Annotated in this window: 29 protein-coding genes; 14 read left to right on the top strand and 15 right to left on the bottom strand. The window is 65.5% G+C overall.

What is annotated here, in order from left to right; genetic code table 11:
• Positions 1–3: 3 nt before the first annotated feature.
• A complete protein-coding gene (locus AC0J5K_RS05385) occupies positions 4–1575 on the bottom strand; it encodes a Re/Si-specific NAD(P)(+) transhydrogenase subunit alpha (protein WP_048532336.1) in 1572 nt (523 codons plus the stop codon).
• 333 nt (positions 1576–1908) lie between these two features.
• Here AC0J5K_RS05385 and AC0J5K_RS05380 point away from each other — a divergent pair, with 333 nt between their 5' ends.
• Entirely contained in the window at positions 1909–2658 is a 750-nt protein-coding gene (locus AC0J5K_RS05380) for an SDR family NAD(P)-dependent oxidoreductase (protein WP_074837197.1), read from the top strand.
• Between the two features lie 27 nt (positions 2659–2685).
• Here AC0J5K_RS05380 and AC0J5K_RS05375 read toward each other — a convergent pair whose 3' ends face one another.
• From AC0J5K_RS05375 to AC0J5K_RS05360, 4 genes are all read right to left on the bottom strand, one after another.
• Complete coding sequence (locus AC0J5K_RS05375) at positions 2686–3543, bottom strand: lysophospholipid acyltransferase family protein (RefSeq protein ID WP_074837196.1); 858 nt, start codon at positions 3541–3543, stop codon at positions 2686–2688.
• A 145-nt stretch (positions 3544–3688) separates the two neighbouring features.
• Positions 3689–6409 carry a M1 family metallopeptidase gene (locus AC0J5K_RS05370; RefSeq protein WP_274562560.1) on the bottom strand — a complete coding sequence of 907 codons (2721 nt, stop codon included), beginning with the start codon at positions 6407–6409 and terminating at the stop codon, positions 3689–3691.
• A gap of 72 nt (positions 6410–6481) precedes the next feature.
• Positions 6482–6892: a CopD family protein gene (locus tag AC0J5K_RS05365; protein ID WP_274562562.1), complete on the bottom strand. Its 411-nt coding sequence runs from the start codon at positions 6890–6892 to the stop codon at positions 6482–6484.
• 4 nt (positions 6893–6896) lie between these two features.
• On the bottom strand, positions 6897–7169 hold the full coding sequence (locus AC0J5K_RS05360; protein WP_048532341.1) for a DUF2312 domain-containing protein: 273 nt from the start codon (positions 7167–7169) through the stop codon (positions 6897–6899).
• Positions 7170–7285: 116 nt separating this feature from the next.
• Between AC0J5K_RS05360 and AC0J5K_RS05355 the strand changes: the two genes are divergently transcribed.
• On the top strand, positions 7286–7501 hold the full coding sequence (locus AC0J5K_RS05355; RefSeq protein WP_048532342.1) for a hypothetical protein: 216 nt from the start codon (positions 7286–7288) through the stop codon (positions 7499–7501).
• A 58-nt stretch (positions 7502–7559) separates the two neighbouring features.
• On the opposite strand, the gene AC0J5K_RS05350 is transcribed toward AC0J5K_RS05355, so the two are convergent.
• A complete protein-coding gene (locus AC0J5K_RS05350) occupies positions 7560–7775 on the bottom strand; it encodes a hypothetical protein (protein ID WP_048532343.1) in 216 nt (71 codons plus the stop codon).
• Positions 7776–8057: 282 nt separating this feature from the next.
• On the opposite strand from AC0J5K_RS05350, the gene AC0J5K_RS05345 reads away from it, so the two are divergent.
• Genes AC0J5K_RS05345 through AC0J5K_RS05335 form a run of 3 tightly spaced genes read left to right on the top strand, consistent with a single transcriptional unit; the run spans position 8058 to position 9355 of the window.
• Positions 8058–8483: a YeeE/YedE family protein gene (locus tag AC0J5K_RS05345; RefSeq protein ID WP_074837194.1), complete on the top strand. Its 426-nt coding sequence runs from the start codon at positions 8058–8060 to the stop codon at positions 8481–8483.
• The gene (locus AC0J5K_RS05340) at positions 8483–8914 is read left to right on the top strand and encodes a DUF6691 family protein (RefSeq protein WP_048532345.1); all 432 of its coding nucleotides are present in this window, start codon (positions 8483–8485) and stop codon (positions 8912–8914) included. Before AC0J5K_RS05345 ends, AC0J5K_RS05340 begins: the two co-directional genes overlap by 1 nt.
• A gap of 9 nt (positions 8915–8923) precedes the next feature.
• Entirely contained in the window at positions 8924–9355 is a 432-nt protein-coding gene (locus AC0J5K_RS05335) for a protein tyrosine phosphatase family protein (protein ID WP_048532346.1), read from the top strand.
• 14 nt (positions 9356–9369) lie between these two features.
• On the opposite strand, the gene AC0J5K_RS05330 is transcribed toward AC0J5K_RS05335, so the two are convergent.
• The 5 genes from AC0J5K_RS05330 to AC0J5K_RS05310 form a co-directional block, all read right to left on the bottom strand.
• On the bottom strand, positions 9370–10455 hold the full coding sequence (locus AC0J5K_RS05330) for a flagellar motor switch protein FliM (protein WP_274562570.1): 1086 nt from the start codon (positions 10453–10455) through the stop codon (positions 9370–9372).
• Between the two features lie 59 nt (positions 10456–10514).
• Positions 10515–13244 (bottom strand): ATP-binding protein, encoded by a 2730-nt coding sequence (locus AC0J5K_RS05325; protein WP_274562572.1) that lies wholly within the window; start codon positions 13242–13244, stop codon positions 10515–10517.
• Positions 13241–13528 (bottom strand): hypothetical protein, encoded by a 288-nt coding sequence (locus tag AC0J5K_RS05320; RefSeq protein WP_274562573.1) that lies wholly within the window; start codon positions 13526–13528, stop codon positions 13241–13243. The genes AC0J5K_RS05325 and AC0J5K_RS05320 overlap by 4 nt, the downstream gene beginning before the upstream one ends.
• A complete protein-coding gene (locus tag AC0J5K_RS05315) occupies positions 13525–13893 on the bottom strand; it encodes a response regulator transcription factor (protein ID WP_274562575.1) in 369 nt (122 codons plus the stop codon). Before AC0J5K_RS05315 ends, AC0J5K_RS05320 begins: the two co-directional genes overlap by 4 nt.
• Before the next feature lie 183 nt (positions 13894–14076).
• The gene (locus tag AC0J5K_RS05310; protein WP_274562577.1) at positions 14077–15390 is read right to left on the bottom strand and encodes a helix-turn-helix transcriptional regulator; all 1314 of its coding nucleotides are present in this window, start codon (positions 15388–15390) and stop codon (positions 14077–14079) included.
• Positions 15391–15613: 223 nt separating this feature from the next.
• Here AC0J5K_RS05310 and AC0J5K_RS05305 point away from each other — a divergent pair, with 223 nt between their 5' ends.
• From AC0J5K_RS05305 to aat, 9 genes are all read left to right on the top strand, one after another.
• Positions 15614–16960 carry a substrate-binding protein gene (locus AC0J5K_RS05305; RefSeq protein ID WP_048532352.1) on the top strand — a complete coding sequence of 449 codons (1347 nt, stop codon included), beginning with the start codon at positions 15614–15616 and terminating at the stop codon, positions 16958–16960.
• Positions 16961–17068: 108 nt separating this feature from the next.
• Positions 17069–18100, top strand: coding sequence for a branched-chain amino acid ABC transporter permease (locus AC0J5K_RS05300; RefSeq protein ID WP_048532353.1), 1032 nt, complete (start codon positions 17069–17071; stop codon positions 18098–18100).
• Between the two features lie 4 nt (positions 18101–18104).
• A complete protein-coding gene (locus AC0J5K_RS05295; RefSeq protein ID WP_048532354.1) occupies positions 18105–19319 on the top strand; it encodes a branched-chain amino acid ABC transporter permease in 1215 nt (404 codons plus the stop codon).
• Positions 19320–19331: 12 nt separating this feature from the next.
• Positions 19332–20090 carry an ABC transporter ATP-binding protein gene (locus AC0J5K_RS05290; RefSeq protein WP_274562585.1) on the top strand — a complete coding sequence of 253 codons (759 nt, stop codon included), beginning with the start codon at positions 19332–19334 and terminating at the stop codon, positions 20088–20090.
• A gap of 78 nt (positions 20091–20168) precedes the next feature.
• The gene (locus AC0J5K_RS05285; RefSeq protein ID WP_048532356.1) at positions 20169–20924 is read left to right on the top strand and encodes an ABC transporter ATP-binding protein; all 756 of its coding nucleotides are present in this window, start codon (positions 20169–20171) and stop codon (positions 20922–20924) included.
• 199 nt (positions 20925–21123) lie between these two features.
• Positions 21124–21630, top strand: coding sequence for a hypothetical protein (locus tag AC0J5K_RS05280; protein ID WP_274562588.1), 507 nt, complete (start codon positions 21124–21126; stop codon positions 21628–21630).
• Positions 21631–21851: 221 nt separating this feature from the next.
• Entirely contained in the window at positions 21852–22343 is a 492-nt protein-coding gene (accB, locus tag AC0J5K_RS05275; protein WP_048532358.1) for an acetyl-CoA carboxylase biotin carboxyl carrier protein, read from the top strand.
• A gap of 10 nt (positions 22344–22353) precedes the next feature.
• Positions 22354–23700, top strand: coding sequence for an acetyl-CoA carboxylase biotin carboxylase subunit (gene accC, locus AC0J5K_RS05270; protein WP_074837188.1), 1347 nt, complete (start codon positions 22354–22356; stop codon positions 23698–23700).
• A 4-nt stretch (positions 23701–23704) separates the two neighbouring features.
• Entirely contained in the window at positions 23705–24352 is a 648-nt protein-coding gene (gene aat / locus AC0J5K_RS05265; RefSeq protein WP_048532360.1) for a leucyl/phenylalanyl-tRNA--protein transferase, read from the top strand.
• Here aat and AC0J5K_RS05260 read toward each other — a convergent pair.
• The 4 genes from AC0J5K_RS05260 to clpX all read right to left on the bottom strand — a co-directional run bounded on the left by AC0J5K_RS05260 (position 24319) and on the right by clpX (position 26909).
• Positions 24319–24675 (bottom strand): DUF2155 domain-containing protein, encoded by a 357-nt coding sequence (locus tag AC0J5K_RS05260; protein ID WP_274562592.1) that lies wholly within the window; start codon positions 24673–24675, stop codon positions 24319–24321. The genes aat and AC0J5K_RS05260 overlap by 34 nt on opposite strands.
• Complete coding sequence (mlaD, locus tag AC0J5K_RS05255; protein ID WP_048532362.1) at positions 24675–25124, bottom strand: outer membrane lipid asymmetry maintenance protein MlaD; 450 nt, start codon at positions 25122–25124, stop codon at positions 24675–24677. Before mlaD ends, AC0J5K_RS05260 begins: the two co-directional genes overlap by 1 nt.
• A gap of 10 nt (positions 25125–25134) precedes the next feature.
• A complete protein-coding gene (locus AC0J5K_RS05250; RefSeq protein WP_048532363.1) occupies positions 25135–25518 on the bottom strand; it encodes an NADH:ubiquinone oxidoreductase subunit NDUFA12 in 384 nt (127 codons plus the stop codon).
• Between the two features lie 125 nt (positions 25519–25643).
• Positions 25644–26909 carry an ATP-dependent Clp protease ATP-binding subunit ClpX gene (gene clpX, locus AC0J5K_RS05245; RefSeq protein ID WP_048532364.1) on the bottom strand — a complete coding sequence of 422 codons (1266 nt, stop codon included), beginning with the start codon at positions 26907–26909 and terminating at the stop codon, positions 25644–25646.
• Between the last annotated feature and the right edge of the window lie 87 nt (positions 26910–26996).

Raw genomic sequence — 26996 nt, 5'->3', positions numbered from 1 at the left:
TCCTTAGGATTTCTGGAACATGGCGAGCATGCGCCGTGTGACGAGGAAGCCGCCGAAGATGTTGATTCCGGCCATGAAGATCGACAATGCCGCCAGCAGGATCACCAGCCAGGAGCCCGAACCGATCTGCATCAGAGCGCCGAGAATGATGATCGAGGAAATCGCATTGGTGATCGCCATCAGCGGCGTGTGCAGGCTGTGCGCCACGCCCCAGATCACCTGGAAGCCGACGAAAACGGCCAGCACGAAAACGATGAAGTGCTGCATGAAGCTTGCCGGGGCGACGAGGCCCACCAGCAGCATCAGCACGCCGCCGACGCCGAGCAGGGTGAACTGCCGCTTGGTCTGCGCCTTGAAGGCCGCAACCTCCTGCGCCTTCTTCTCCTCGACGGTCAGCTCCTTGGGCTTCTCCTTCTTCTGCGCCGCAATCGCCTGCACCTTGGGCGGCGGCGGCGGGAAGGTGATCTCGCCCTTGTGGGTCACGGTCGCGCCACGGATCACGTCGTCGTCCATGTTGTGGTTGACCGTGCCGTCCTTGTCGGGCGTCAGATCGGTCAACATGTGACGGATATTGGTGGCATAGAGCGTCGAGGATTGCGTCGCCATGCGCGAGGGGAAATCGGTATAGCCGATAATGGTCACGCCATTGTCGGTCACCACCTTCTCGTCGGCCACGGTCAGCTTGCAGTTGCCGCCCTTTTCCGCCGCCAGGTCGACGATCACCGAACCGGGTTTCATGGATTTCACCATGTCCTCGGTCCAGAGCTCGGGTGCCTCGCGGTTGGGGATCAGCGCCGTGGTGATGACGATGTCCATCTCGGGGGCCAGCTCGCGGAACTTGGCCAGCTGGGCCTCGCGGAATTCCGGGCTGGAGACCGCGGCATAGCCGCCGGTGGCGGCGCCGTCGGCCTGTTCTTCCTCGAAGTCGAGATAGACAAACTCGGCCCCCATCGATTCGACCTGTTCGGCCACTTCCGGCCGCACGTCGAAGGCATAGGTGATGGCGCCAAGCGAGGTCGAGGTACCGATTGCGGCCAGACCGGCCACACCGGCGCCGACCACCAGAACCTTGGCCGGGGGCACCTTGCCGGCGGCCGTCACCTGACCGGTGAAGAAGCGGCCGAAGTTGTTGCCGGCCTCGATCACCGCGCGGTAACCGGCGATATTGGCCATCGACGACAAGGCGTCCATCTTCTGCGCACGCGAGATACGCGGCACCATCTCCATCGCGATGACCGAGGCGCCCTTGGCCTTGGCGGCCTCCATGCCCTCTTCGTTCCCGGCCGGATTGAAGAAGGAAATCAGCGTCTTGTCTTCGGTCAGATAGTCCAGCTCTTCGGTGGTCGGAATCCGCACCTTGGCAATGATGTCGGCCGTGCCCCAGAGCGCCTCGGCGCTGTCGACGACGGTGACACCCGCCTCGCGGTAGAGATCATCCGAGAACCCGGCTTTCGCCCCGGCCCCGGTCTCGACCAGGCACTCGTAGCCCAGCTTCTGCAACTGCGTCGCGCTGTCCGGCGTCATGGCGACCCGGTTCTCGCCGTTCAGTATCTCTCGTGGCGTCCCGATTTTCACGTGTGCGTTTCCTTCGTCGGTTACGTCGTTCCATTGCGCAATATCCGCTGCGCAATTATATTTCAACGCGACTTCTGTCGAGATGAAAGAACACAGGTCGATTCCCTGCCGCAACTTCATATTTGTTGCGTTGCGGCATGTCCATGCCGCCACGTAATTCACGAATATTGACGAATTATCGTGCAGATTCGACGCCACCAGAGGAAACCTTGCCCGGCCTCAGGCCCGCGCCCGGACGCGCCGCCATCGTCATTTGCCCCGTAGCAGGGGCGCGGCCTGCTTGCCAAAAGGCGGCATTGCGGCGCAGGTTGGCGACACAGCGAAGGAGACGACATGCTCGAGGGAAAACACGCCGTGATCACCGGTGGCGGCACCGGCATCGGGCTGTCGATCGCGCAGGCGCTGGCCGGGGCCGGCGCTGAGGTGACTATCACCGGCCGCCGGGCCGAAGTGCTGGAGGCGGTCGCCGGCCCCGGGCTGCATCCGCTGGTGATGGATGTGACCGAGGAAAGTTCGGTGACCCGAGGCGTTGCGCAGGCGGTGGCGGCGCGGGGCCCGGTGCAAATCTGCGTGCCCAATGCCGGGATTGCCGAAGGCCAGTCGATCCGCAAGACCGATCTGGACGCCTGGCGGCACACGATGCGCACCAATCTCGACGGTGCCTTTCTGACCATCCGCGCCTGCCTGCCCTCGATGACCGAAACCGACTGGGGCCGGGTCATCGCCGTCTCGTCGATTGCCGGCATCCGCGGGTTGCGTGGCGCGCCGGCCTATACCGCCTCGAAACACGGGCTGGTCGGGCTGATCCGCGGCCTGAGCGAGGATTTCCTCGGCACGCCGTTTACCTTCAATGCGCTCTGCCCCGGCTATGTGGACACCGAGATTGTCAGCCGCAACCAGAGCAGCATTGCCGAACGCACCGGGATGAGTGCAGAGGATGCGCTGGCGGTGATGGTCAAGGCCAACCGCCACCGGCGGCTGCTGGACGCCGAAGAGGTTGCGGCGGCGGCGCTCTGGCTCTGCGGGCCGGGCTCGCAAAGCGTCAATGGCCAGACCATCGAGATCGCCGGCGGCCAGATGTAGCGGATTGCCAGAGGCCGGCGGCAGCCGTCAGGCCAGTTCCGGCGCATGTACCAGCGGCACGGCGCGTTCGTAATCCGACCGCCCCCCGGCCAGCGACAGGGTCGCCTCGCGCAGCATGGCGATCCCCTCTTCCGGCCTGGCCGGAAGATCTGCGGCGGCAATCGGTGTGCCGACCTGGATGCGGAAGATCTGGCGATGCTTGTTCAGCGTCTCGTGAAACAGGGTGATGTCGCGCAGGGTGGGGTGGATCGCGTCAAACAGGTAGAACAGCGCGGAATTGCGCGCCTCCATCCGCAGCGGGATGACCGGCAGGCCGAACTTGCGCGCGAGGGTCACCGGCGAGGACATCCACGGCCGTTCATAAAGCCTCAGGCCGCGCCGCTTGGCCAGGCGGCCGGAGGGAAAGATCACCCCCAACCGGCCCTCTTTGACCGCCTTGCTGGTATAGGCCATGGTCTGTCGCGTCTTGGCATGGCTGCGCTTTTCCTTGCGCCATTCGACCGGGGCGATCATCCCCTCCATCTGCGGCAGCACGCGCAGGATGTCGTGATTGGCAAAGAAATAGCTGTCGGGGCGTTTGCGGGCCAGAAGCCGGTGCAACACGATGCCATCGGCAATGCCTGTCGGATGGTTGGCGACGATCAGCGCCGGCCCGCTGGCGGGAATGTTCTCGAGCCCGCTGGCCTCGACCCGCCGCGCCAGAAGCCGACCCATGCGATCCATGATCTCGGGATAGGGGCTGTCGCGCAGCTCCGTGGCCAGCGCAATGGTGTCCTCGTAACTCAACATGCGGTCGAGGAGGCGACGGGCCAGTCGCGCCTGCAAGCGGTCGGCAAAGAGCCAGTTGGCGCGCTCTTGAATCAGTGGGTCTATGCGATCTCTCATTCGCCCAAATCGTCATGGCTAAGCAACAGCTTCATGACATATGGCGCGAATTCGGTCCGAGGAAAGCCCGGCGGGGCAAAAAGCCGTTTGATGCGCCAAAACCCGCCGCCCCCGGCCCGGACCGGCCGGGAGGCGCGCGTCGGCATCAGGCGCCGGCAAGCATCCGGGTGACCATTTCGGTGGTGTCGCGGCTGAGCCCGGGGGTGGCCGCAATCCGCTCGAGCGCCGCCCTGGCATGGGCCTGACGAGACGCGTCATAGCGCCGCCAGGTCTGGAACAGCGCGCACATCCGCGCGGTGGTCTGCGGGTTCTTGGCATCGAGCGCGATCAGCTTGTCGGCCACCAGCGCATAGCCCTTGCCCGAGCCATGGTGAAAGCCCGCGTGGTTCATGCCCAGCGCGCCCAGCACGGCGCGGAACCGGTTCGGGTTGGTCAGGGTGAAATCCGGGTGCCGGGTCAGCCGTTCGGCCACCTCGGCCGCCCGGGCGGGCGCGGCATGGCTCACCTGCAAGCCGAACCACTTGTCCATCACCAGACGGTCATCCTTCCATTGCTGCTGGAATGCCTCGAGCTCGGCCTCGCCCTTGCCGGCGATCAGCAGACCTGCGAGCGCCGAGAGCTGCAAGGTCATGTTGTCGGCCCGCGCATATTGCTGTGCCGCCTGGGCACCGCCGTCGATCCGGCTGAGCAGCCCCAGCACTGCCGTGCTCAGGTCGCGTTTGCTTGCCTGGTCGGCGTCGGGGCGATACGGCGCCTCGATCTGGTTCTCGGCGTAGAGCACCGGCAGAAGATCCTGCAAATGCTCGGCCATCCGCAGCTTGAGCGTCTCATGCGCGGTATAGATCGCCTCAGGGTCGGGGGTCTGACCGCGATCATGCTGCATCTGCGCGATTTCGGATTGCGTCGGCAGCGCCAGCATCTGCGCCCGCAGCGCCGGATCGAGCCCCCGGTCGCGCAGCACGGCGGTAAGCCCGTCGAGGTAGTCCCCATCCGGCCGTGCATCGCCCGTCGCCATGTCGAGCAAGGTTGCCCGGGCCAGGTTGCGCCCGGCCTCCCACCGATTGAAAGGATCGGTGTCATGCGCCAGCAGAAAGGCGTTCTCGGTGCTGGTCAGGCTGCGATCGAGGACAACCGGCGCCGAAAAATCGCGCAGGATCGACGGCACCGGCTTCGTCGCCAGCCCGGTGAAGCGAAAGCTCTGTTCGGCCTGCGTCATCTCGAGCACTTCGGTCGGCCGCACCTCGGCGCCGTTCGGCCCCAGCAGCCCGACGGCGATCGGGATGACCTGTGGCAGTTTCTCCTCCTGCCCCGGCGTCGGCCGCGTCTCCTGCCGGAAAGTCAGCGTATAGGTGCCGCCGCCGGTCGGCGCAGCCCCGCCCGAAGCCTGTTCGCGCGCCGCGCCCCGGACCTGATCCGGGGCCCCTTGGCTTCCCTTTGAATCATCACTTGCCCCTTGTTCGGCGGCGAGGTCCCGGCTCGGGGGGCGGGACGCGGGAACGCCTTCCGCCCCGGTCTCGCCCGGCTCCCAGGCCTCCTCGACCGTCAGCCGCGGGGTGCCGGATTGCGAATACCAGCGCTTGAACTGGCCGAGATCGCGGCCCGTGGTGTCCTCGAACACCTTGAGCCAATCCTCGATCGTCGCCGCATCGCCATCATGGCGCTCGAAATACAGCTCGACCGCCTTGTAATACGCCTCCTCTCCGACCAGCCGTTTCAGCATGCCGATCACCTCGGCGCCCTTTTCATAGACCGTGGCGGTGTAGAAATTGTTGATTTCCTGAAAACTCTCCGGCCGCACCGGGTGGCTCAGCGGCCCGTTGTCCTCGGGAAACTGCCGGCCGCGCAGGTCCATGACATCGCCGATCCGCTTGACCGGGGCCGAACGCACATCCGAAGTGAACTGCGCATCGCGGAACACCGTCAGCCCCTCTTTCAGACAGAGCTGGAACCAGTCGCGGCAGGTGATGCGGTTGCCGGTCCAGTTGTGAAAATACTCGTGCGCGATGATCGCCTCGATACGTTCGAAATTCGCATCGGTCGCGGTCTCGGGGCTGGCCAGAACCGCTGAAGAGTTGAAAATGTTCAACCCTTTGTTCTCCATCGCCCCCATATTGAAGTCATCCACGGCCACGATGTTGAAGATGTCCAAGTCGTATTCACGCCCATAGACCTCTTCATCCCAGGTCATCGAGCGTTTGAGCGCCTCCATGCCAAAGGCGCATTTGTGCAGATCGCCCGGACGCACCCAGATGTTCAGCTCGACCGCGCGTCCCGATCCGGTGGTGAAACTGTCGGGATGATTGACCAGATCGCCCGCCACCAGCGCAAAGAGATAGGCCGGTTTCGGCCAGGGATCGTGCCATTCGGCCCAGCCCGCGCCCTGCCCCGCCTTGTTGCCGTTCGACAGCATCACCGGCAGATCGCCCTCGATCCGCACGGTAAAGACCGACATCACGTCGGGCCGGTCGGGGTAGAAGGTGATCTTGCGAAAGCCCTCGGCCTCGCATTGGGTGCAATACATCCCCGACGACATGTAGAGGCCTTCGAGCGCGGTATTGTTGGCCGGGTCGATCTCGACCTCGGCCTCCCAGGTAAAGGCGCCCTCGGGCACGGCGCAGGTCAGTCCCCTGTCGCTGAGCTCGGGGTTGACCTCCCTGCCGTCGATCCTGGCCGAGATCAGGCGCAGATCTTCGCCGTGCAGAAAGAAGGTCCGGTCCGTCGCCTCGGAGTTGGGCGCAAAGCGGATCTTCGACAGCACCCGCGTCGCATGCGGCGCCAGCCGAAAGGTCAGCTCGACACTTTCAACGGTGAATCCGAAGGGCGTGTAATCCTTGAGATAAATGGTCTGGGGGGATGCGTCTTTCATGGCGGGCCTGCTCCGTATGGGTCTGGGGCGGAAGGTAGGCCCTGTGCCGGACCTCCACAAGCCAAAGCCCGGTCAGAACGGTTTGACCACCACCACCCAGAGCACGGCAACCACGCCCAACACGCTGATTTCGTTAAAAATCCGCAGGTAAAGATCGCTTTCGCGGAACTCGCCCAGCCGGGCCCGCGCCACCATGCGGCCGGTCAGGACGTAATGCCCCGCCAACAGTGCCACCAGGCCCAGCTTGACCCAGACCCAGGGCGCGAAGGCCCAGGCCCATCCCAGCCAGAGCCCGGTCAAAAGCGCGATGACGCCGAGCCCGGCCGAAAACCGATAGAGCCGATAGGTCAGATCGCCCAGCGGGCCGAATTCCCCCAGCCGCGCCCATTCGCGCTTCCAATAGATCAGCGCGCGCGGGACCGCGAAGATCGAGGTCATCCAGCCCATGACGCAGAGCAGATGTATGATCTTGACCCAGTGCATGGGCTCAGGACATGCCCAGCGCTTCCTTGTACATCTCGAGCACCGCCTCTTCCTCGGCGATGTCGTCCTTGTCGCGCTTGCGCAGCGCGATCACCTTGCGCATGACCTTGGTGTCATATCCGCGTGCCTTGGCCTCGGCCATCACCTCTTTCTGCTGTTCGGCGATGTCCTTCTTTTCCTGGTCCAGCCGCTCGAAGCGTTCGATGAACTGGCGCAGCTCGCCGGCGGTCACCTTGTAGCTGTCGGGGATACCATTCTCGTTCTCGGTCACGTCCATGATGTGCTCCTGCCTGTTTTCAGGTGTTGCTAGCTTTGCCGCGCCTTTACCGCAAGACCCTTGCGATGGCACGCCGCTTCTATTACCGAAGCGCGAAATTGCTCAGGAGACGAGATATGGACTGGCTGATCTGGGGCGGCGCCGCGCTGTCGGTGGTGGGATTGCTCGGGCTGGTCTGGTGCATCGTCACCGTGATGCGTGCGCGCAGGGCCGGCCTTGACGATGCAGAGATGCGCGCGGTGATGCAACGGGTGCTGCCGCGCAATCTCGGATCGCTGTTTCTGTCGGTGATCGGGCTGATGATGGTGATCGTCGGCATTTCCCTCGGCTGAGGACGGCTGCGATCGCGCCGGAATGAGGCCCGCCCCCGGGGGGCAGGCCCCGGTTCTCTCAGACCGGAAGATTGTCGAACTGCGCTTCGACCTCTTCCTCGAAGCGGTCCTGCTCGGGCCGCGTGCCATAGCGGCCAAAGTGGACGCGGTCGGTCCCCGCCTTTTGCTTCATCGCGGCCAGATGGGCGCGCAGACGGTCCTTGTCCAAGGGGCCGCTGGCGGCGATCTGGGCTTCGATGTCGGCGATCAATGTCTGATATTGCATCCTGGTCATTTTGGTCCTCCCCGTAGCTGCGACAGTAGCACACTCTCAGATTCGAGTAACAGTTTCTGCACGCATGGGTTGTATTTCGGGCGATTTTCGGTGGGTTTTTGCTCTTTTTCCTCGGCGCTGCCCAGTATGTCGGCAATGCCGTCGGGCGCGCGTTGACCCACATCAAGCCCGCGTCAATCCGGGCGCGGCATGTCCCCCCTTGAAACACATTCCATTATCAATATATGAAGTATTAGAAGGACGGGCCGAAGACCGGCCCGGCGCAGGAAAAGGTCGGCACGAATGGAAGCGGATTGGATTTGGGGGCTGGTCGGCGGGCTGCTGATCGGCAGCGGCGGCGCGGTGTACCTGCTCGGCAACGGCCGGATCATGGGCGCCAGCGGCATCATTGGTGGACTGGTCGATGGCAGCGGTCGCGGCACCGTCGGGGAACGGCTGATCTTTCTCGCCGGGGTCTTTGTCCTGCCGCTGCTGCTCCTGCCGCTGTTTCCCGAGGCCGACACCCATCTGACAACCAACCCGGCGGTGCTGGTGGCGGCCGGGCTGCTGGTCGGCATCGGCACCCGGCTGGCCAATGGCTGCACCTCCGGCCATGGCGTCTGTGGCATTTCGCGGCTGTCGCTGCGCGGCATCGTCGCCACGGTGTTCTATATCGGCGCCGGGGCGCTGACGGTCGTGTTGTTCCGCCACCTTCTGGGAGTGATCTGATGCGGTATCTGATGGCTTTGCTGGCCGGGTCGCTGTTTGGCGCCGGGCTGTTCATCTCGGGCATGACCGACACCGCCAAGGTGCAGGGCTGGCTCGATGTCTTTGGCGATTGGGATCCGACGCTGGCCTTTGTCATGGGCGGCGCGATCGTGCCGATGGCGCTGGCCTGGCGGCTGACCCGGCGTGGCACGCCGCTGACCGGAGGCAGCTTCCCCGCCCCGCCAGAGCCGAAGCTCGGCCGCAACCTGGTGCTGGGCTCGGTGCTCTTCGGCATGGGCTGGGGGCTCTCCGGGCTCTGCCCCGGCCCCTCCATCGCGGCGCTGGGATTTGGCCATTGGGGCCATGCGGTCTTTGTCGCGGCGATGCTTGCCGGGATGTTCGCGGCGCCGGCGATCAGAGGGCAACTGGACAGATACGGCGCGCCGGCCTAATAGGGCATCATGGATATCAGGCACATTGACGAGAGCTATCACGTCTCTCCCCAGATCACGCCCGAAGACGCCGCCGCGCTGGCCGAGGCGGGGTTTTCGACCCTCATCTGCAACCGCCCCGATGCCGAGGTGCCGCCGGCGCTTCAGGCCGAGGCGATGCGGCAGGCGGCCGAGGCGGCCGGGCTCGACTTTCACGTCCTGCCGCTCACCCATCAGACCATGACGCCGGACAATATCGCTGAACAGGCGCGGCTCGTGGCCGAGGCAAAGGGGCCGGTTCTGGCCTATTGCGCCTCTGGCACGCGCTGTACGGTGATCTGGTCTCTGGCACAGGCGATGGCCGGCGACCGCTCGACCGACGAGATCCTCGCCAAGGCGGCCGAGGGCGGCTACGACCTCGCCGGTCTGCGCCCGCAGCTCGACCTGATGCGGCAGATCTGAGCCCGCCGCCGGGATCATTCGAACCCGGCATTGCCCAGTTCCTGCGTCCCGTCCAAGGCCACCGGCGCGGTGTCCGGCTCCGGCGGGTCGTCGAAATCCATGGGCGGCAGTTCGGGCAGCGACGTCACCTGCTCTTTCGGCACCTGCCGCGCCGGTCCGGCGGGCGCGCTGCGCGCTGGTGTATCCGCCACTGGCTCGGCCGGGGGCTCGGGCCGCGCGGCCGGGCCAAAGCGCACCGCCCAATGCTCGCCCACGCGACCCAGCCGCGCCTGCCCGGCCAGGGTGCCGTCAACCGATCGCAGTTCGGCCGTGGCCAGCGCCAGCCGGTCCAGCGGCAGCACATCGCCGGGCCGCAATGCCCCGGCGCGCGACAAGGGCAGCGACAGGCGCCCGGCAACGACCCGCAGCTCGGCCGGAACCTGCAAGAAACTCTCGCCCGCCGTTGCGGCGGGTTCGGCCTGGTTCCGGCGCTCGGCCATGTCGGCGGCCGGCAGCAGCAGCACGATCTCGCCGGTCCGTCGGCCCAGCGCCACATCCACCGTCAGCCGCAGCAGGTGAAACCGGGTCGCGTCGAGCGCCAGCGCCAGCGCGCGGGCATCCTCGGCCATGGCGCCAAAGCGGTAGCCGATCAGCCAGTCGCCCGCCTTGCCACAGTCCGGGCCGGTCCCCTCGGGCAGCCCCTCCGCAAGCGCTAGGTCGACCCGTTCCAGAGCGGCATCGAGCCAGGGCGCCACCATCGCGGCGTCGGTCGGCGTCAACGCCCGGTCGGACAGCTCGAGGGTGCTGACCACGCCCATGACCTGCACCTCGATCAACGCCGCCACCATTGCCCGGTTCAGCGCCACTGCGCCGCGCGCGCCATCTGGCCCGTCGAGCAGCGCCAGCAGCATGTCCGGGCCGCAGGCGGCGGCAACCTCCTCGCCGCCGAGACCCGTGCACTTGACCTCGGTGACCTGCACCGGCAGCTCGTAGAGCTGCGCGGCAGCGCGGGCCAGCCCCAGTCGCAGCGCCCGGGCCGGCGACATTTCCCGCACCTCCTGCGCCCTGCGCGCGGCAGAGGCCAGATTCCGGAGCAGATTCTTGCGTTGGGTGTCAGCCATGATTTCCCGGTCATCGCGAGCCCGGCGGGCTCTTTGCTCATACCAGATGATCTATGCCGTCAATTGGTTAACTTCGGCTTACCCCGTGCCGGCCGCGCAGCCGCGGCAGTGGCAGGCAAGGTGACGCGGAAATGCGCATTGCGCTCCGACGGCAGGTAATCCACCGCCCCGCCCAGCCGCTCCATGATCTGGCGGCAGATCGACAGGCCCAGCCCGGCGCCGCCGGCCCTCTGCGGGCTGGCACGGGCGAATTTCTCGAAGATCAGGTCGCGCGCCTCGAGCGGAATGCCCGAGCCATTGTCGACGAAATCCACCTGCACCTGCCCGTCGGAGAGCGGCCGCGTGGTGATCCGCAATTCCGGCGCCGCGGCGTCACAATATTTGCGGGCATTGGCGATCAGATTGATGAAGACCTGCCCCAGCCGGTCGAAATCGGTTTCCAGCCGGATCGGGGCGGCGGCATCCTCGCGCAGCACCCGCAGCCCGGCATCGCCTTCGGCGGCGGCGGCCGAAACCGCCTTGTCCAGCGCCTCGCGCAGATCGCCCTGGCGGATGTTGAGGTTGACCTGGCCGTTCTCCAGCACGCTGAGATCGAGCAGATCGTCGAGCAGCCGGGTCAGCCGGACGGATTCGTCATGGATGATCGACGAATATTTCCGCTGTTCCTCGGGCGAGACATCGGCGGTGTCGCGCAGGATCTCGGAAAACGCCCGGATCGAGGTCATCGGCGTGCGCAGCTCGTGGCTGATCTGGCTCAGGAAGGCGTCCTTCTGCACCGACAGCCGGGTCAGCTTGTCATTGGCCTCGCGCAGCTTGGCGGCGGTGGCGGCCAGTTCCTTGGACTGCGCCTCGAGCCGGTCGGAATATTCGATCATCTGCGCAGTTTCGTCGGCCACCGCCAGCAGTTCCCGCACCGAGACGCTGGCGCCGCCGACGATCTGCGCCACCATGGCATGCGCCGTGGCCGCCCCGACCGAGCCCGACAGCTCGCGCTCCAGCCGTTGCAGGAAATCCGGGTTCGGCTCCGGCAGGGCGCCGGGGCGCACCGCCCGGCCCGATTGCCGTTCCGCCTCCTGCTCGAAAAACGCCTGCGCCTCGGGCGCGCCGAGGATACGCTGCGCCATGACCATCAGGTCCTCGGCCTGCGCCGCCCCGGCCGACCAGCTACGCGCCGAGCCGGCCTGATTGAGCACATTGACGAATTGCGCCCCCTGAAGCCGCTCCAGCGGCGTCGGGAACGTGGCGAGCGACACGGTGAAGAAGGTCAGCGCATTGAGCAGAAGCGACCAGAGCACCGCATGCACCAGCGGATCGAGCCCCTCGATGCCAAAGAGCGCCTGCGGCCGCAGCCAGGCGATGCCGAGCGGGCCGTTCGCGAGGATGTCCTGCGGCATGATCCCGCCGCCGAGGCTCGGCAGGAACAGCGCGTAGCCCCAGAGCCCGAAGCCGACGCTCAGCCCCGCCAGCGCGCCAAGCCGTGTCGCGCCACGCCAGTAGAGCCCGCCGATCATCACCGGCAACACCTGCGCCACCCCGGCGAAACTGACCAGCCCGATCGAGGCCAGCGCCGCGCCGCCGCCGGTGGTGCGGTAATAGACGTATCCCAGCGCCACCACCCCGGCGATGGAAATCCGCCGTGACAGCAGCACCACATGGCGCACGTCCCCCGATACGCTGGCCCGCCCGCCGGTCCAGCGCAGCCAGAGCGGCATCACCATATGGTTCGACACCATGGTCGCCAGCGCCAACGCCGCCACGATCACCATCGAGGTCGCCGAGGAAAAGCCTCCGAGAAAGGAAAAGATCGCCAATGCGGTCTGGCCCTCGGCCAGCGGCAGGGTGAGGACAAAGAGATCGGGGTTCGCGCCCTCGGGCAGCCGTTCGAGCCCCATCACCGCGATCGGCACGACAAACAGGCTCATCAGCAGCAGATAGCCGGGAAAGGCCCAGGAGGCGGTGCGCAGATGCGCCTCGTCGGCGCTTTCCACCACCATCACCTGAAACATCCGCGGCAGGCAGAGGCAGGCCGCCGCCGACAGGAAGGTCAGCACCGCCCAGCGGCCGCCGTCCATCTGCCAGTTGCCGATCTTCGAGGCATCGATCCGCGCCAGGGTCTCGTTCACCCCGCCGGAAAGGCCCCAGACCACGAAGACGCCCACCGCCAGTAACGCCACCAGCTTGACCACCGCCTCGACGGCGATGGCCATGACGACGCCGTGGTGACGTTCGTTGGCATCGAGATTGCGGGTGCCGAAGAGCACGGTAAAGAGCGCCAGCCCCATCGCCACCCAGAGCGCCGTCGAGGCGCGCGCGCCGTCCCCCGGCCCGGGCTGGCCCACCGCATCGGCGAAAGAGGCGAAGGACAGGGTCACCGATTGCAATTGCAGCGCGATGTAAGGCGTGGTGCCGACCACGGCGAGGATGGTGACACCGACCGCGAGCAGGTTCGACTTGCCGAACCGCGCCGAGATCAGGTCGGCGATCGAGGTCACCCGCTGCGCCCGGCCGACCCGCACCAGCTTGCGCAGCACCCACCACCAGCCGATCATCACGATGGTCGGCCCGAGGTAGATGGTGATATATTCAAGCCCCGATCGCGCGGCATAGCCGACGGCGCCGTAAAACGTCCAGGCGGTGCAATAGATCGACAGCGACAGGGTGTAGACCATCGGCGAGCGCAGCCAGCGGCCGCGGCCGCGCATGGCGCTGCGCTCGGCCACGAAGGCGACGAGGAAGAGCAGCGCCACATAGACCGTGCAGACCAGGATCAGCAGGTTGACGGTGTTCATCTGCCGGCCTCCCGCCGGCTTTCCGGCGGGCTGTCCTCGGGCTCGCTCCGGTCGTCGTGCAGATAGAGCGAAAGCACCATCGCCGCCGCCACCAGCGCCGCCCAGATTAGAAAGAGATAGATCACCGCGCCCGACATCGTCACGCCCTCGGCGCCTTCGGACCAGAGCAGCGGCACCATCATCAGCACGATGCCCAGCACCGGCAGGAACCGCGCCGCATCCTGAAGCCGGCGCCGGCGATAGGTCTGGCGCTCGACAAACAGATGCCGGGGCCGGTCGCTCATGCCGCGGCCAGCTCGCGCACGGCTTCGAGAATGTCGGTGTTGGAGAACGGCTTGGTCATGAAGCGGCTGGCCCCCGCCGCCGCCGCCATCTCGCGGTCTTTTGTCTGGCCGCGGGCGGTGAGGATCAGCACCGGCAGCTTCGCCCAGCGTTCCTGTGCCCGGAGTTCGCGCAGGATTTCATAGCCCGAGCGGCCGGGCAGCATGACATCGAGGATCAGCAGATCCGGCGCCCGCCGGTCCACCGCCTCGAGCGCGTCGTGACCGTTGGAATGGGTGAAGACCTCCCAGCCGTCGCGGGACAGGAAAAACTTGATCGCCTCGATGATATTCGGCTCGTCCTCGATGACGAGAACCCGTTTGCCCATCGCGTCCTCCTCCCCAGGTCAGCGCCGCGCACTTATATTATCCCGGCTTTATCGGCCGATTTCCGGGGCAAGTCAAAACGCTTTCTGGGCGCCGGCGCGTCCCCGGGGGCTCTGCCCCCGGCCTGCGGCCTCCCCCGAGGGTATTTTCGGCAAGAGGAAGCAGGAGCGTCGGCCCGGGGCCGGTCACAGCCCTTCGGCCAGCACCGAGGGCTCGCGCCGGGCGCTGCATCCGGTGCGGGCGCAGATCCGGCAGGAGACGCCGATCGGCACCGGGGCCTGGCCGGTCTGCCCCGCGCGCTGGCTGTCGAAGCTCGGGCGGAACAGCATCACCGCCTCGATCCGCGCCACATCGCCGAAGCGCATGCCGCCGGTGGGCTCGGCCACCGAGAAGGTCTCGAAGCGCCGCGCCTCGCGGGCGGATTGTTCGACCAGGCGATAGATCGGCTGCGCCGGCCGGGTCAGCGCGGTGAACAGCGGCCAGAGCGCGCAGGCGGCGCCGAAGCGCGGCAGCGGGAACTCGTCGAGCGGCTTGCGGAACAGCAAGGTGCCCGAGGCGTCGCAGATCACAAGCCCGAGCGGCCCCAGCCCGGCCTCGGCCGGCAGGGTCGCCAGCCGGTGCAGCGCGCTGCCCAGCGGGGCGTCGAAGGCCTGCGCCAGGGCCGCCGGGTCGAATCCCTGGGCGGCGACGAAATCGCGCAGCGGCGCGGGGGGAATGCGGGTCACGTCGCGGGCGTAGCGCGACAGATAGCGCCGCATGGCATCGCGCGAGGCCGCCATGGTGAGCGACGCCGAGCCGTCGACGATCTCGTCCACCGTGCGGCTTCCCTCCTCGAGCACCGGGAAGTGATAGGCGTTTTCCTCGAGAAAGGCCTCCACCTCTTCCTGCGGCGAGGTCAGGTTGGCCTCGCTGTCAGCGGAATCGAGGTAGCGCACCAGCGCGGTCGAGCTTTCCGCCAGCCGGCGGGCATCCTCGTTGATGTTGCGGTGGAACCGGTCGCGCCATTCCGGCTCGATCTCGCCGGTCTCGGCGAGGATGCCGGCGGTGGAGCGGATCGAGGTCACGGTCGAGAGCATGTCGTGCAGCGAGGCGGCCAGATGCGGGTCATGGGTGAGCCGGTCGGTCAGGGTCTCGACCGTGCGTTCCAGCGCGTCGATCCGCTTGCGGCTGTCGGCCAGCAGCGCCGCCCAGCCGGGAAAGCGGCCGGCAAATTCGTCGATCCGGTCGAGCTCGGCCTTGAGATCGGGGCGCGCCGCGGCGGCCTCGCGCAGAGCCGCGATCAGCGCCACCTCGGCGCCTTCGACCAGCGCCGAGGGCTCGACCTCGAGGATGCGGGCGATCGAAAGCAGCAATTTTCCGCCGATTCTGCGGCGGTTGTGTTCGATCAGATTGAGGTAGGAGGCCGAGATGCCCGCCGCCTCGGCAAGCTCGGCCTGCTTGAGCCGGAGCGCGGTGCGCCGCTCGCGGATGCGGGTGCCTGTCAGAGTGTCGCGGGCCATGGGCATTTCCCCGGAAGTTTTAAGGGCGTTCTGCGTCGCAGAATAAGTTATTTACAAATTCTGCCCCTGCATAGTCCATTTCTTTACAAAAAAAACGTTCCATCAAAAGCCCTTGTTGCGAAATTTTCTGAGCTGCCGCGATAATGGCCCTGCACGAAAAGTGCCATGTGCCCCGGGGAAGAGGAGCCCCGAGGGGCACCAATCATCAAACGGGAGGATATCCATGTCCAAATCGAACTTCACGCGACGCGGCGTGCTGCGCACGGGCGCGATGACCGCCGGCGGCCTCGCGCTGCCGACGATCCTGACCGCCGCCAGCCATTCCGGCTTTACCAACGCGCCCGCCGGCGCGACAGTGACGCTGGGCTTCAACGTGCCGCAGACCGGGCCTTATGCCGACGAGGGGGCCGACGAGCTGCGCGCCTATGAGCTGGCGGTCGAGCATCTGAACGGCGGCGGCGATGGCGGCATGATGGGCACCTTCTCGTCGAACGCGCTTCAGGGCAACGGCATCCTCGGCAAGAAGGTCGAATATGTCACCGGCGACACCCAGACCAAATCCGACGCCGCCCGCGCCAGCGCCAAGTCGATGATCGAGAAGGACGGCGCCATCATGATCACCGGCGGCTCGTCCTCGGGCGTGGCGGTGGCGGTGCAGGCGCTCTGCCAGGAGGCGGGCGTGATCTTCATGGCCGGTCTCACCCACTCCAACGACACCACCGGCAAGGACAAGCGCGCCAACGGCTTCCGCCACTTCTTCAACTCCTACATGTCCGGCGCGGCGCTCGCTCCGGTGCTCGAGAAGATGTATGGCTCGGACCGCAAGGCCTATCACCTGACCGCCGACTACAACTGGGGCTACACCACCGAGGAAGCGGTCAAATCCTCGACCGAGGCGATGGGCTGGGAGACCGTCAACACCGTCAAGACGCCACTCACCCAGACCGACTTCTCCTCCTATATCGCGCCGGTGCTGCAATCGGGCGCCGACGTGCTGGTGCTGAACCACTACGGCGGCAACATGGTCAACTCGCTGACCAACGCGGTGCAGTTCGGCCTGCGTGACAAGCAGGTCAACGGCAAGAACTTCGAGATTGTCGTGCCGCTCTATTCGCGGCTGATGGCCAAAGGTGCCGGTGCCAACGTCAAGGGCATCTTCGGCTCCACCAACTGGCACTGGTCGTTGCAGGACGAAGGGTCCAAGGCCTTCGTCAAGTCCTTCGGCACCAAGTACGGCTTCCCGCCGTCGCAGGCGGCGCATACCTGCTACGTGCAGACCCTGCTGTATGCCGATGCGGTCGAGCGGGCCGGCTCCTTCGCGCCCTGCGCGGTGGCCGAGGCGCTCGAGGGCTACGAGTTCGACGGGCTCGGCAACGGCAAGACGCTCTACCGCGCCGAGGATCACCAGTGCTTCAAGGACGTGCTCGTGGTGAAAGGCAAGGAGAACCCGACCTCGGATTTCGACCTGCTCGAGATCGTCGAGGTCACCCCGGCGTCGCAGGTCACCTATGCGCCGGACCACCCGCAGTTCTCCGGCGGCGCGCTCGGCACCTGCAACAACGGCGCCTGATACGCCGGGCCCGGACGTTTCCAAGAAGTCCGGGCCGATTTCTTTCCAGGACATCGGGGCCCCGCGCGGATTGCCGGGCCCCGACATGCAACCGCCGGGGTGGGTCTCATGGACGCAATCATTCTTCAAATACTCAACGGTCTCGACAAGGGCTCGGCCTATGCGCTGATCGCTCTGGGGCTGACACTGATCTTCGGCACCCTGGGGGTGGTGAACTTTGCCCATGGTGCGCTGTTCATGATCGGCGCCTTCTGTGCCGTCACCCTGAGCCGGATTCTGACCCTCAGCCGCACCACCATCGACGAGACGCAGACCGACTTCCTCGGCAATCCGCTCAAGGTCGAGGTGCCTTATGCGCATGACTTCTTTGGCCCGGTGGTGGGCGACGCGCTGATCGACTGGGCGGTGCCGCTTGCGATCCTGTTCTCGATCCCGGTGATGCTGCTGGTGGGCTTCGTGATGGAGCGCGGGCTGATCAAGCATTTCTACAAGCGCCCCCATGCCGACCAGATCCTCGTCACCTTCGGCCTGGCCATCGTCTTGCAGGAGGTCATCAAGTATTTCTACGGCGCCAATCCGATCCCGACCCCGGCCCCCGATGTCTTTCGCGGCTCGTTCGATTTCGGCGCGATGGTGGGCTTCGAGGCCAACCAGATCATCTATCCCTACTGGCGGCTGGTCTATTTCGCCTTTGCGGCGCTGATCATCGGCGCGGTCTTTGCCTTCTTGCAGTTCACCACCTTCGGCATGGTGGTGCGCGCCGGCATGGCCGACCGCGAGACTGTGGGCCTTCTGGGCATCGACATCGACCGCCGCTTCACCATCATGTTCGGCATCGCCGCCGCCGTCGCCGGGCTTGCGGGGGTGATGTACGCCCCGATCAACTCGCCCAACTATCACATGGGCATGGATTTTCTGGTTCTGAGTTTCGTGGTCGTCGTGGTCGGCGGCATGGGCTCGCTGCCCGGCGCCGTGCTGGCCGGCTTCCTGCTCGGCATCCTCGAGAGCTTTGCCTCGATGTCGGCGGTGATCGACCTCATTCCCGGCATCAACCAGGTCATCATCTACCTGGTCGCCATCACCATTCTGCTCACTCGTCCGCGCGGCCTCATGGGTCGCAAGGGCGTGATGGAGGACTGACCCCATGTTCGGATTAGACAAGACCGACACCAAGCTCCTGCTGATCGTGGCGGTGCTCTGCCTGTTCGCGCCCTTCATCCTCAACCCGTTTCCCACCAGCAGCGGGCTGGCGCAGTTCAACGCCGGCTACCCGGACCTGATGCAGCGCTTCGTGATCTTCGGCATCTTCGCCGTCGGCTTCAACATCCTGTTCGGGCTGACCGGCTACCTCTCCTTCGGCCATGCCGCCTTTCTGGGCGTCGGCAGCTATTCGGCGGTCTGGATGTTCAAGTTGCTGAGCATGAACGTGATCCCCGCGATCCTGCTCAGCGTGCTGCTCTCCGGCGTTTTCGCGCTGATCATCGGCTATGTCTCGCTGCGCCGCTCGGGGATCTACTTCTCGATCCTGACGCTGGCTTTCGCGCAGATGTCCTTTGCGCTCGCCTATTCGGTGTTCACCCCGATCACCGGCGGCGAGACCGGGTTGCAGCTGGCGCTCGACGATCCGCGCATTCTCGGCATCAGCCAGACCGCCGGCGGCAACATCCCGGTGCCCGCCCTCTTCGGGCTGGAGATGCGGGCGTCCTGGGATCTGGTCCTGGGCGACTGGCAGTTCACCTTCAACGCCGGCTACTACCTCTGCGCGCTGATCCTGCTTGCCGCCTTCTACATGGCGATCCGCATCTTCCGCTCGCCCTTCGGCATGATGCTGCGGGCGGTGAAATCGAACCAGCAGCGGATGAACTACACCGGGCTGAACACCAAGCCCTATACCCTCGCGGCCTTTGTGATCTCGGGCATGTATGCCGGGCTGGCCGGCGGGCTGATGGCCTCGATGGATCCGCTGGCCGGCGCCGAGCGGATGCAATGGACCGCCTCCGGCGAGGTGGTGCTGATGACCATCCTCGGCGGCGCCGGCACCCTGATCGGGCCGGTGCTGGGCGCGGGCTTCATCAAGTATTTCGAGAACATCTTCTCGAAGCTCAACGACAATGTGCTGCACGGCTGGTTCGCCTTCATGCCCGACGGGCTGGAAAACCTGATGGTCACAATTGTGCATCCCTTTGTCGGCAAGGGCTGGCACCTGACGCTGGGCATTCTCTTCATGCTGGTGGTGATCTTCCTGCCCGGCGGGTTGGTCGAGGGCGGTCAGCGGGTCGGGCGGCTGTTCCGCCGCCGCGACATCAAATCAACCGGCCCCGAGGCCGAGGCCGCCCAGCAACGCAACGCCGCGGAATAAGGAGCGCGACCCATGGGTATTCTTGAAGTCAAAGACGTGGGCAAGCGGTTCGGTGGATTGCAGGCGCTGGGCGACGTCAATCTCAGCGTGCAGGAGAACTCCTGCCACGCCATCATCGGCCCCAATGGCGCCGGCAAGTCCACCCTGCTCAACTGCCTGATCGGCAAGCTGATCCCCGACACCGGATCGGTGCTCTTCGACGGCCAGTCGGTGCTGGGGCGCACGCCCTACGAGATCTGCCAGATGGGGATTTCCCGGGTGTTCCAGACGCCCGAGATCTTCGGCGACCTCTCGGTGCTGGAAAACATGATGATCCCGATCTTCGCCAAGCGCGATGGCGCCTTCGAACTCAACGCCTTTTCCAGTGTCTTCGCCCAGCGGGACGTGCTGGAACAGGCCGAACACATGCTCGAAGAGATGAACCTGGCCGACAAGCGGCACATGCACGCGGCCTCGATGTCGCGCGGCGACAAGCGGCGGCTCGAGATCGCCATGTGCCTGTCGCAGCAGCCCCGGCTGCTGTTGCTGGACGAGCCGACGGCGGGCATGGCGCGGGCCGATACCAACAACACCATCGACCTGCTCAAACAGATCAAGGACGAGCGCGACATCACCATCGCCATCATCGAGCATGACATGCACGTTGTGTTCTCGCTCGCCGACCGGATCACCGTTCTGGCCCAGGGCACGCCACTGGTCGAGGACACGCCGGACAAGATCAAGGGCCACCCAAAGGTCCGCGAGGCCTATCTCGGCGAAAGCGCCGCCTGATCCAATCGTGCCCCGGACCTGATCCGGGGCCTCCACCGCCATGAGGTCCCGGGGCAAGCCCGGGACGGGGAGCGCAAGATGAACATCAAACCGGACTTCAGCAAGAACGCCAACATGGCCGAAACCGCCCCGGCCTTTCTCTCGGTCTGGGACATGCACGCCTATTACGGCGAGAGCTACATCGTGCAGGGCGTGAGCTTCAACGTCCACGAAGGCGAGATCCTGGCGCTTCTGGGCCGCAACGGCGCCGGCAAAACCTCGACCCTGCGCTCGATCGCGCGGATCGGCTCGCCGCTGGTCACCCAGGGCGAAATCTGGCTCGATCACCAGCCGCTGCACAAGATGGCGAGCCACGAGGCGGCGTGCAGCGGCCTCGGCCTGGTGCCCGAGGATCGCCGCATCATCCCGGGGCTGACCGTCGAAGAGAACCTGGAGCTGGCGCAGATCGCGCCGCCGGTGGGCTGGTCGCTCGAGCGGCTTTATGACCTCTTTCCGCGGCTCGGCGAGCGTCGCAAGCAGGAGGGCGTGACCCTCTCGGGCGGCGAGCAGCAGATGCTGGCCATCGCCCGGGCGCTGGCGCGCGACATCAAGGTGCTGCTGCTGGACGAGCCTTACGAGGGCCTGGCCCCGGTGATCGTCGACGAGATCGAAAAGACCCTGATGCACATCAAGAGCCAGGGCATGACAACCATCCTGGTGGAACAGAACGCGGTCCGTGCCCTCGAACTGGCCGACCGCGCGGTGATCCTCGATACCGGCGGTATCGTGTTCGACGGCACCGCTGCCGAAGTGCTGGAAAACGACGAATTACGCGCCGAATACCTGGCGATCTGACTCTTTTCGGGAGCTGGAAACGATTGCACCCCGCGCAGGCGGTCCCCGGCTGCGCGGGTTTTTGACTCGGATCGGTCAATCGCGTTTTAGGCAAATGGCCGGGGTCTGACGCGGCGCTGTTAAGCGGCTGTTAAGGCCTCTTCATCATTCTTTAGACAGTCATAAGGATCTGTCACCAATAGCCACCCCGGAGCTGAGAATGATGTTCACCGCCGCTCTGCCCCTCACGGCACCGCAAACCACCGGACATCCCGCCGCCCTGCCCCAGGAACTCGGGCGGCAGACCGGCGACACGCGTATCGCCGCCAGCCAACCCGGGGGCGCGGCCGGCTCTGCCCGAAGCGATCATTCCGCCGGCGACAGCCCCCGGCACAACGGCCGCAACCGGGAACAGGCCTCGGCGCCGCCAACCATCCTTCAGCTCAAGATCAACACCCTGCTCGAAGAGCAACAGCAGCGCGCGCAGGAGACCGCCGCCGAGCATGCCGCCCCGGACAGCGCGCCGGCAGCCGCACATGACACGGCGCAGACCCCCGGCGGGCGTGACGGCCCTGCCCCGCACGTCGCCGCGCCACACGCCGTCGAACCGCCGTCAACCACCCCGGCCGGGCCGGAAAACGGTGCACCGGCTCCCAGCCCGGCCAGCACGCTCTACGCCGCCGCCGGCCCCGAGGCGCCCGAACCCGGGCTGAGCAAGGCGATCTGACCGTGCCCGCGGCCCGCCTGTGCCGGCCGGGCGCGATAGCTGCGTCGAAATTCTCGCGAGTCCCCCTGTTTTTCCCCCACAAACCGCGTTATCGGCAGTTCACACACATGCCGATGGCCGGTTTGATCGCTTTTCACAGCCGTTTCGCTGGCCTATAAGCAACCTCGGGACGAGATGGCAAAAGACCGGCCCGCGGGGCAAAACAACGGGTGGAAACGAGAATGACGAAGAATACGCATGACGCCGATGTGACCTTTATCGAAGCCCTCGCAAAGCTTCTGCATGACAACGACCTGACGGAATTGCAGGTCAAGCGCGAATACGGCGAGGACGACAGCCTGAATGTGCGGGTCAGCCGCGCCGCGCCGGCCGCGGCCCCGATCCAGGTAGCCGCACCGGCACCTGCCGCCGCAGCGCCCGCCGCGAGCCCGGCACCTGCCGCCGCTGCCGAAGCCGACACCAGCGATCCGGCCAACCACCCCGGCGCCGTCGCCTCGCCCATGGTCGGCACCGTCTACATGCAGGCCGAACCGGGCGCGCCCAGCTTCATCAGCGTCGGCGACAGCGTCTCCGAGGGCGATACGCTGCTCATCGTCGAGGCGATGAAGACCATGAACCACATCCCCGCCCCCCGCTCGGGCAAGGTCACCCGTATCCTGGTCGGCGATGGCGACCCGGTGGAGTTCGGCTCGCCGCTCGTGATCCTCGAGTAAGGGGCCACAGATGTTCGATAAAATCCTGATTGCCAACCGTGGCGAGATTGCCCTGCGGGTGATCCGCGCCTGCCGTGAAATGGGTATCGCCAGCGTTGCGGTGCATTCCACTGCCGATGCCGACGCGATGCATGTGCGCATGGCTGACGAATCGATCTGCATCGGCCCGCCGCCTTCGCCGCAGAGCTACCTGTCGATCCCCTCGATCATTGCCGCTTGCGAAGTGACCGGCGCTCAGGCGATTCACCCGGGCTACGGCTTCCTGTCGGAAAACGCCAATTTCGTGCAGGTGATCGAGGATCACGGGCTGACCTTCATCGGCCCCACCGCCGAGCACATCCGCATCATGGGCGACAAGATCACCGCCAAGGACACCATGATCAAGCTCGGGGTGCCTTGCGTTCCCGGCTCCGAAGGCGGTGTGCCCGATCTGGCCACGGCCAAGAAACTGGGCCAGGAAATGGGCTATCCGGTGATCATCAAGGCCACCGCCGGCGGCGGCGGCAAGGGCATGAAGGTGGCCAACTCCGACAAGGAGATGGAAAAGGCCTTCATGACCGCGCGCGCCGAAGGCAAGGCCAACTTCGGCAACGACGAAGTCTATATCGAGAAATACCTGCAAAAGCCGCGCCATATCGAGATCCAGGTCTTTGGCGACGGCAAGGGCACCGCGGTGCACCTGGCCGAGCGCGACTGTTCGCTCCAGCGCCGTCACCAGAAGGTGTTTGAAGAGGCGCCCGGCCCGTCGATCACACCCGAGGAACGCGCCCGCATCGGCAAGATCTGTGCCGAGGCGATGGCCAATATCAACTATATCGGCGCCGGCACAATCGAGTTTCTCTACGAAGATGGCGAGTTCTATTTCATCGAGATGAACACCCGGCTTCAGGTCGAACACCCGGTCACCGAAGGCATTTTCGGCGTCGATCTGGTGCGCGAGCAAATTCGCGTCGCCGAGGGTCTGCCGATGTCCTTCACCCAGGACGAGCTGGAAATCAACGGCCATGCCATCGAGGTGCGGATCAACGCCGAGAAGCTGCCCAACTTCTCGCCCTGCCCCGGGCGCATCACCCAATACCACGCCCCCGGCGGGCTTGGCGTGCGGATGGATTCGGCGCTTTACGACGGCTATTCCATCCCGCCCTATTACGACAGCCTGATCGGCAAGCTGATCGTGCACGGCCGCGACCGGAAAGAGGCGCTGGCGCGTCTGCACCGCGCGCTGGGAGAGCTGATCGTCGATGGTGTCGATACCACGATCCCGCTGTTCCACGAGCTGCTGCAAGAGCCGGCGATCCTGTCCGGCGATTACAACATCCACTGGCTCGAAAAGTGGCTCGCCCGCAACCTGGGCTGACCGCATGAGTGATCCGGCCCATGCGCTGGACCCGGACCTGGTGCTTCAGGCCTATGCGGCCGGCATCTTTCCGATGGCCGAGCGGCGCGACGACCCGGAGGTTTTCTGGGTCGATCCGCGCCGCCGCGGCATCCTGCCGATCGACGGCTTTCACCTGTCGCGGTCGCTGGCCCGCCGGCTGCGTCGCACGCCGCACGACATGCGCATCAACACCGCTTTCGGCGAGGTAATGCGCGCCTGTGGCGAGCGCGACGAGACCTGGATCAACCCGCCGATCTTCGATGTTTTCCAGACGCTGCACGCCCATGGCTATGCCCATTCGCTGGAGATCTGGCAGGAGGATGCGCTGATCGGCGGCGTCTACGGGCTGGCCATTGGCGGGCTGTTCTGTGGCGAGTCGATGTTTTCGCGCCGCACCGATGGTTCGAAAATGGCGCTGGCCTATCTGATCGACCGCTTGCGGCAGGGTGGTTTCACCCTGTTCGACACCCAGTTCCTGACCGATCACCTCGCCTCACTTGGCGCGATCGAAGTGCCCCGGGCCACCTATCACGGGCTGTTGCGCGCCGCCACGGCGCGCGAGGCCTCGTTTCTGGCGCCGCCCCTCGCGCGCGCCGATCAGGTCTTGCAGCGCATGACCCAGACGTCGTAACGCGCGTGATCGAGCGCGTTGAGCGCCGGCGACGAGGCAATCATCCAGCCCGAGAACACCGGCTGATCGGCGCCCTTTTCCCAGATGTTGAGAAAGGCATAGGCATCACCTGACGGGTCGCCCTCGGGATAGCGGCATTCGCTCATGTCGATGCGCAGATTGCCAAACTCTGTCGCGCCACCATTGGCCAGCTCGAGATCGGTGGTTTCGCCCGACACCTTGTCGAGGCCGCGCAGAACAGCCCCTTCTCCGCGCGCGGCGGGCTCTTGCGCCGCCAGCGGGAACGCGGCCAGGAACAGGGCGGCCAGAACCGGATGTTTCATCAGCTCTCCTCCCCGCCGGAGACGAATTTCAACAGCAACGAGATCAGGCTCACCGCGCCTTGGGTGTCTTCCATTTCCTGGCCCGGCTCGTAATAGAACGGCGATCCGCCCGGCACGATTTCCACGAAATTGCCGCCCAATAGCCCCTCCTGCGCGATCACCACCGCGCTGTCATCGGGGATCTGGATGCCGTTGGCGACGGAAAAGACCGTGTCGGCGCGAAACGTTTCGGCATTGAGCGCGACGTCGGTGACGGTGCCGATCTTGACCCCGGCCAGCCGCACATCGGTGCCGACCTGCACCCCTTCGAGCGAGCGAAAGCTCGCATGAAGCGGATAGCCCTGGCTGCCCTGGGCCAGCCCGGCGGCCTGACCGGCATAGATCAGAAAGCCCAGCGCCACCGCCAGAACGGCGCCACCGACGAGAACTTCGGTTTTGTTTTCAGACATGTGCGCGACCTTATTCGGGGGTCCAGGCCTCATAATCCTGCCGCGGGGCAGGCTCTGCCCGGCGCAAAGATCCGGCTGGCGCATAGGCCAGCGGCGTGCCTGTCAGGTTTTCCTGGTGCGGCTTTTCCCAGGCCTTGTGCGGCAGCGGGCGTTTGTTCGGCGGCTCTTTCATCGTGTGGTGCAGCCAGCCGTGCCATTCCGGGTTCACCCGGCTGGCCTCGGCCTCACCGTTGAACATCACCCAGCGGCGCTTGCCATCACGGGTCTCGAAATAGACATTGCCCTGATCGTCCTCGCCTACCTGCACGCCGTTGCGACGGGTGTAGAGCTGGGTGTTCAGCGTCGATCCGTTCCACCATGTCACGGCGCGCAGAAGCGTGTTCAGGATACCCATGGAAGCCTCCGATTTGCTTGTGATCGGTATGGATCAAGCGGCGGCAAAGATCCAGCCGCAATGCCCGCCGGTCCGTCGCGCCGGGTTGGGCGAAGGCCGGGCTGACGCCCGGCCCACGAGATCAGTCACCCGGCGGTGGCGGGGGTTTTCTCGGCATCGGCATAGATCATCAACGGCGCGGCGTCGGATGTGACCGCCTCTTCGTTGACGACAACCTCGTCGACGTTTTCCATCCCCGGCAGGTCGAACATCGTGTCGAGCAGGATATCCTCGAGGATCGAGCGCAGGCCACGGGCGCCGGTCTTGCGTTCGATGGCGCGCTTGGAAATCGCGGTCAGCGCCTCATCGGTAAAGGACAGCGTGGTATCCTCCAGCTCGAACAGCCGCTGATATTGTTTGACCAGCGCGTTCTTGGGCTTGGTCAGGATCGTCACCAGCGCGTCTTCGTCGAGATCCTCGAGCGTCGCCAGAACCGGCAGGCGGCCGACGAATTCCGGGATCAACCCGAATTTCAGCAGGTCCTCGGGCTCGAGGTCCTTGAACACCTCGCCGACGCCGCGATCGTCATTGTCACGCACATCGGCGCCAAAGCCCATGGCCGAGCCCTTGCCCCGCTGGGCGATGATCTTGTCGAGACCGGCAAAGGCGCCGCCGCAGATGAACAGGATGTTGGTGGTGTCGACCTGCAGGAACTCCTGCTGCGGATGCTTGCGGCCGCCCTGCGGCGGCACCGAGGCGACGGTGCCTTCCATCAACTTGAGCAGCGCCTGCTGCACACCCTCGCCCGAGACGTCGCGGGTGATCGAGGGGTTTTCCGACTTGCGGGTGATCTTGTCGACCTCGTCGATATAGACGATGCCGCGCTGCGCCCGCTCGACATTGTATTCCGAGGATTGCAGCAGCTTGAGGATGATGTTTTCCACATCCTCACCCACGTAACCGGCCTCGGTCAGCGTGGTGGCGTCGGCCATGGTGAACGGCACGTCGAGGATGCGCGCCAGCGTCTGTGCCAGCAGCGTCTTGCCGCAGCCGGTGGGGCCGATCAGCAGGATGTTGGATTTCTGAAGCTCGATATCGCCGGATTTCGCCGCGTGATTGAGCCGCTTGTAGTGGTTGTGCACCGCGACAGAAAGCACCCGCTTGGCCACTGCCTGACCGATCACGTAGTCATCGAGCACCTGACAGATCTCTTTCGGCGTGGGCACCCCGTCCGAACTCTTGAGCCCGGCCGATTTGGTTTCCTCGCGAATGATGTCCATACAGAGCTCGACGCATTCATCGCAGATGAACACCGTCGGTCCGGCAATCAGCTTGCGCACCTCGTGCTGGCTCTTGCCGCAGAAGCTGCAATAGAGGGTGTTCTTGCTGTCACCGCCGGTTGTCGTCGCCATGTCTTACCTTTCGGAGCCGTCTTGTGCTCTTGTGACGCTGCGCTCACCACCGCCACAGGCTTTCACCCAGCTTAGGACAGGCGGCAA

The organism is Marinovum sp. E3 (assembly GCF_055755275.1).
The sequence above is the reverse complement of the archived record's forward strand: the minus strand, read 5'-3'. Positions and strand labels throughout refer to the sequence as shown.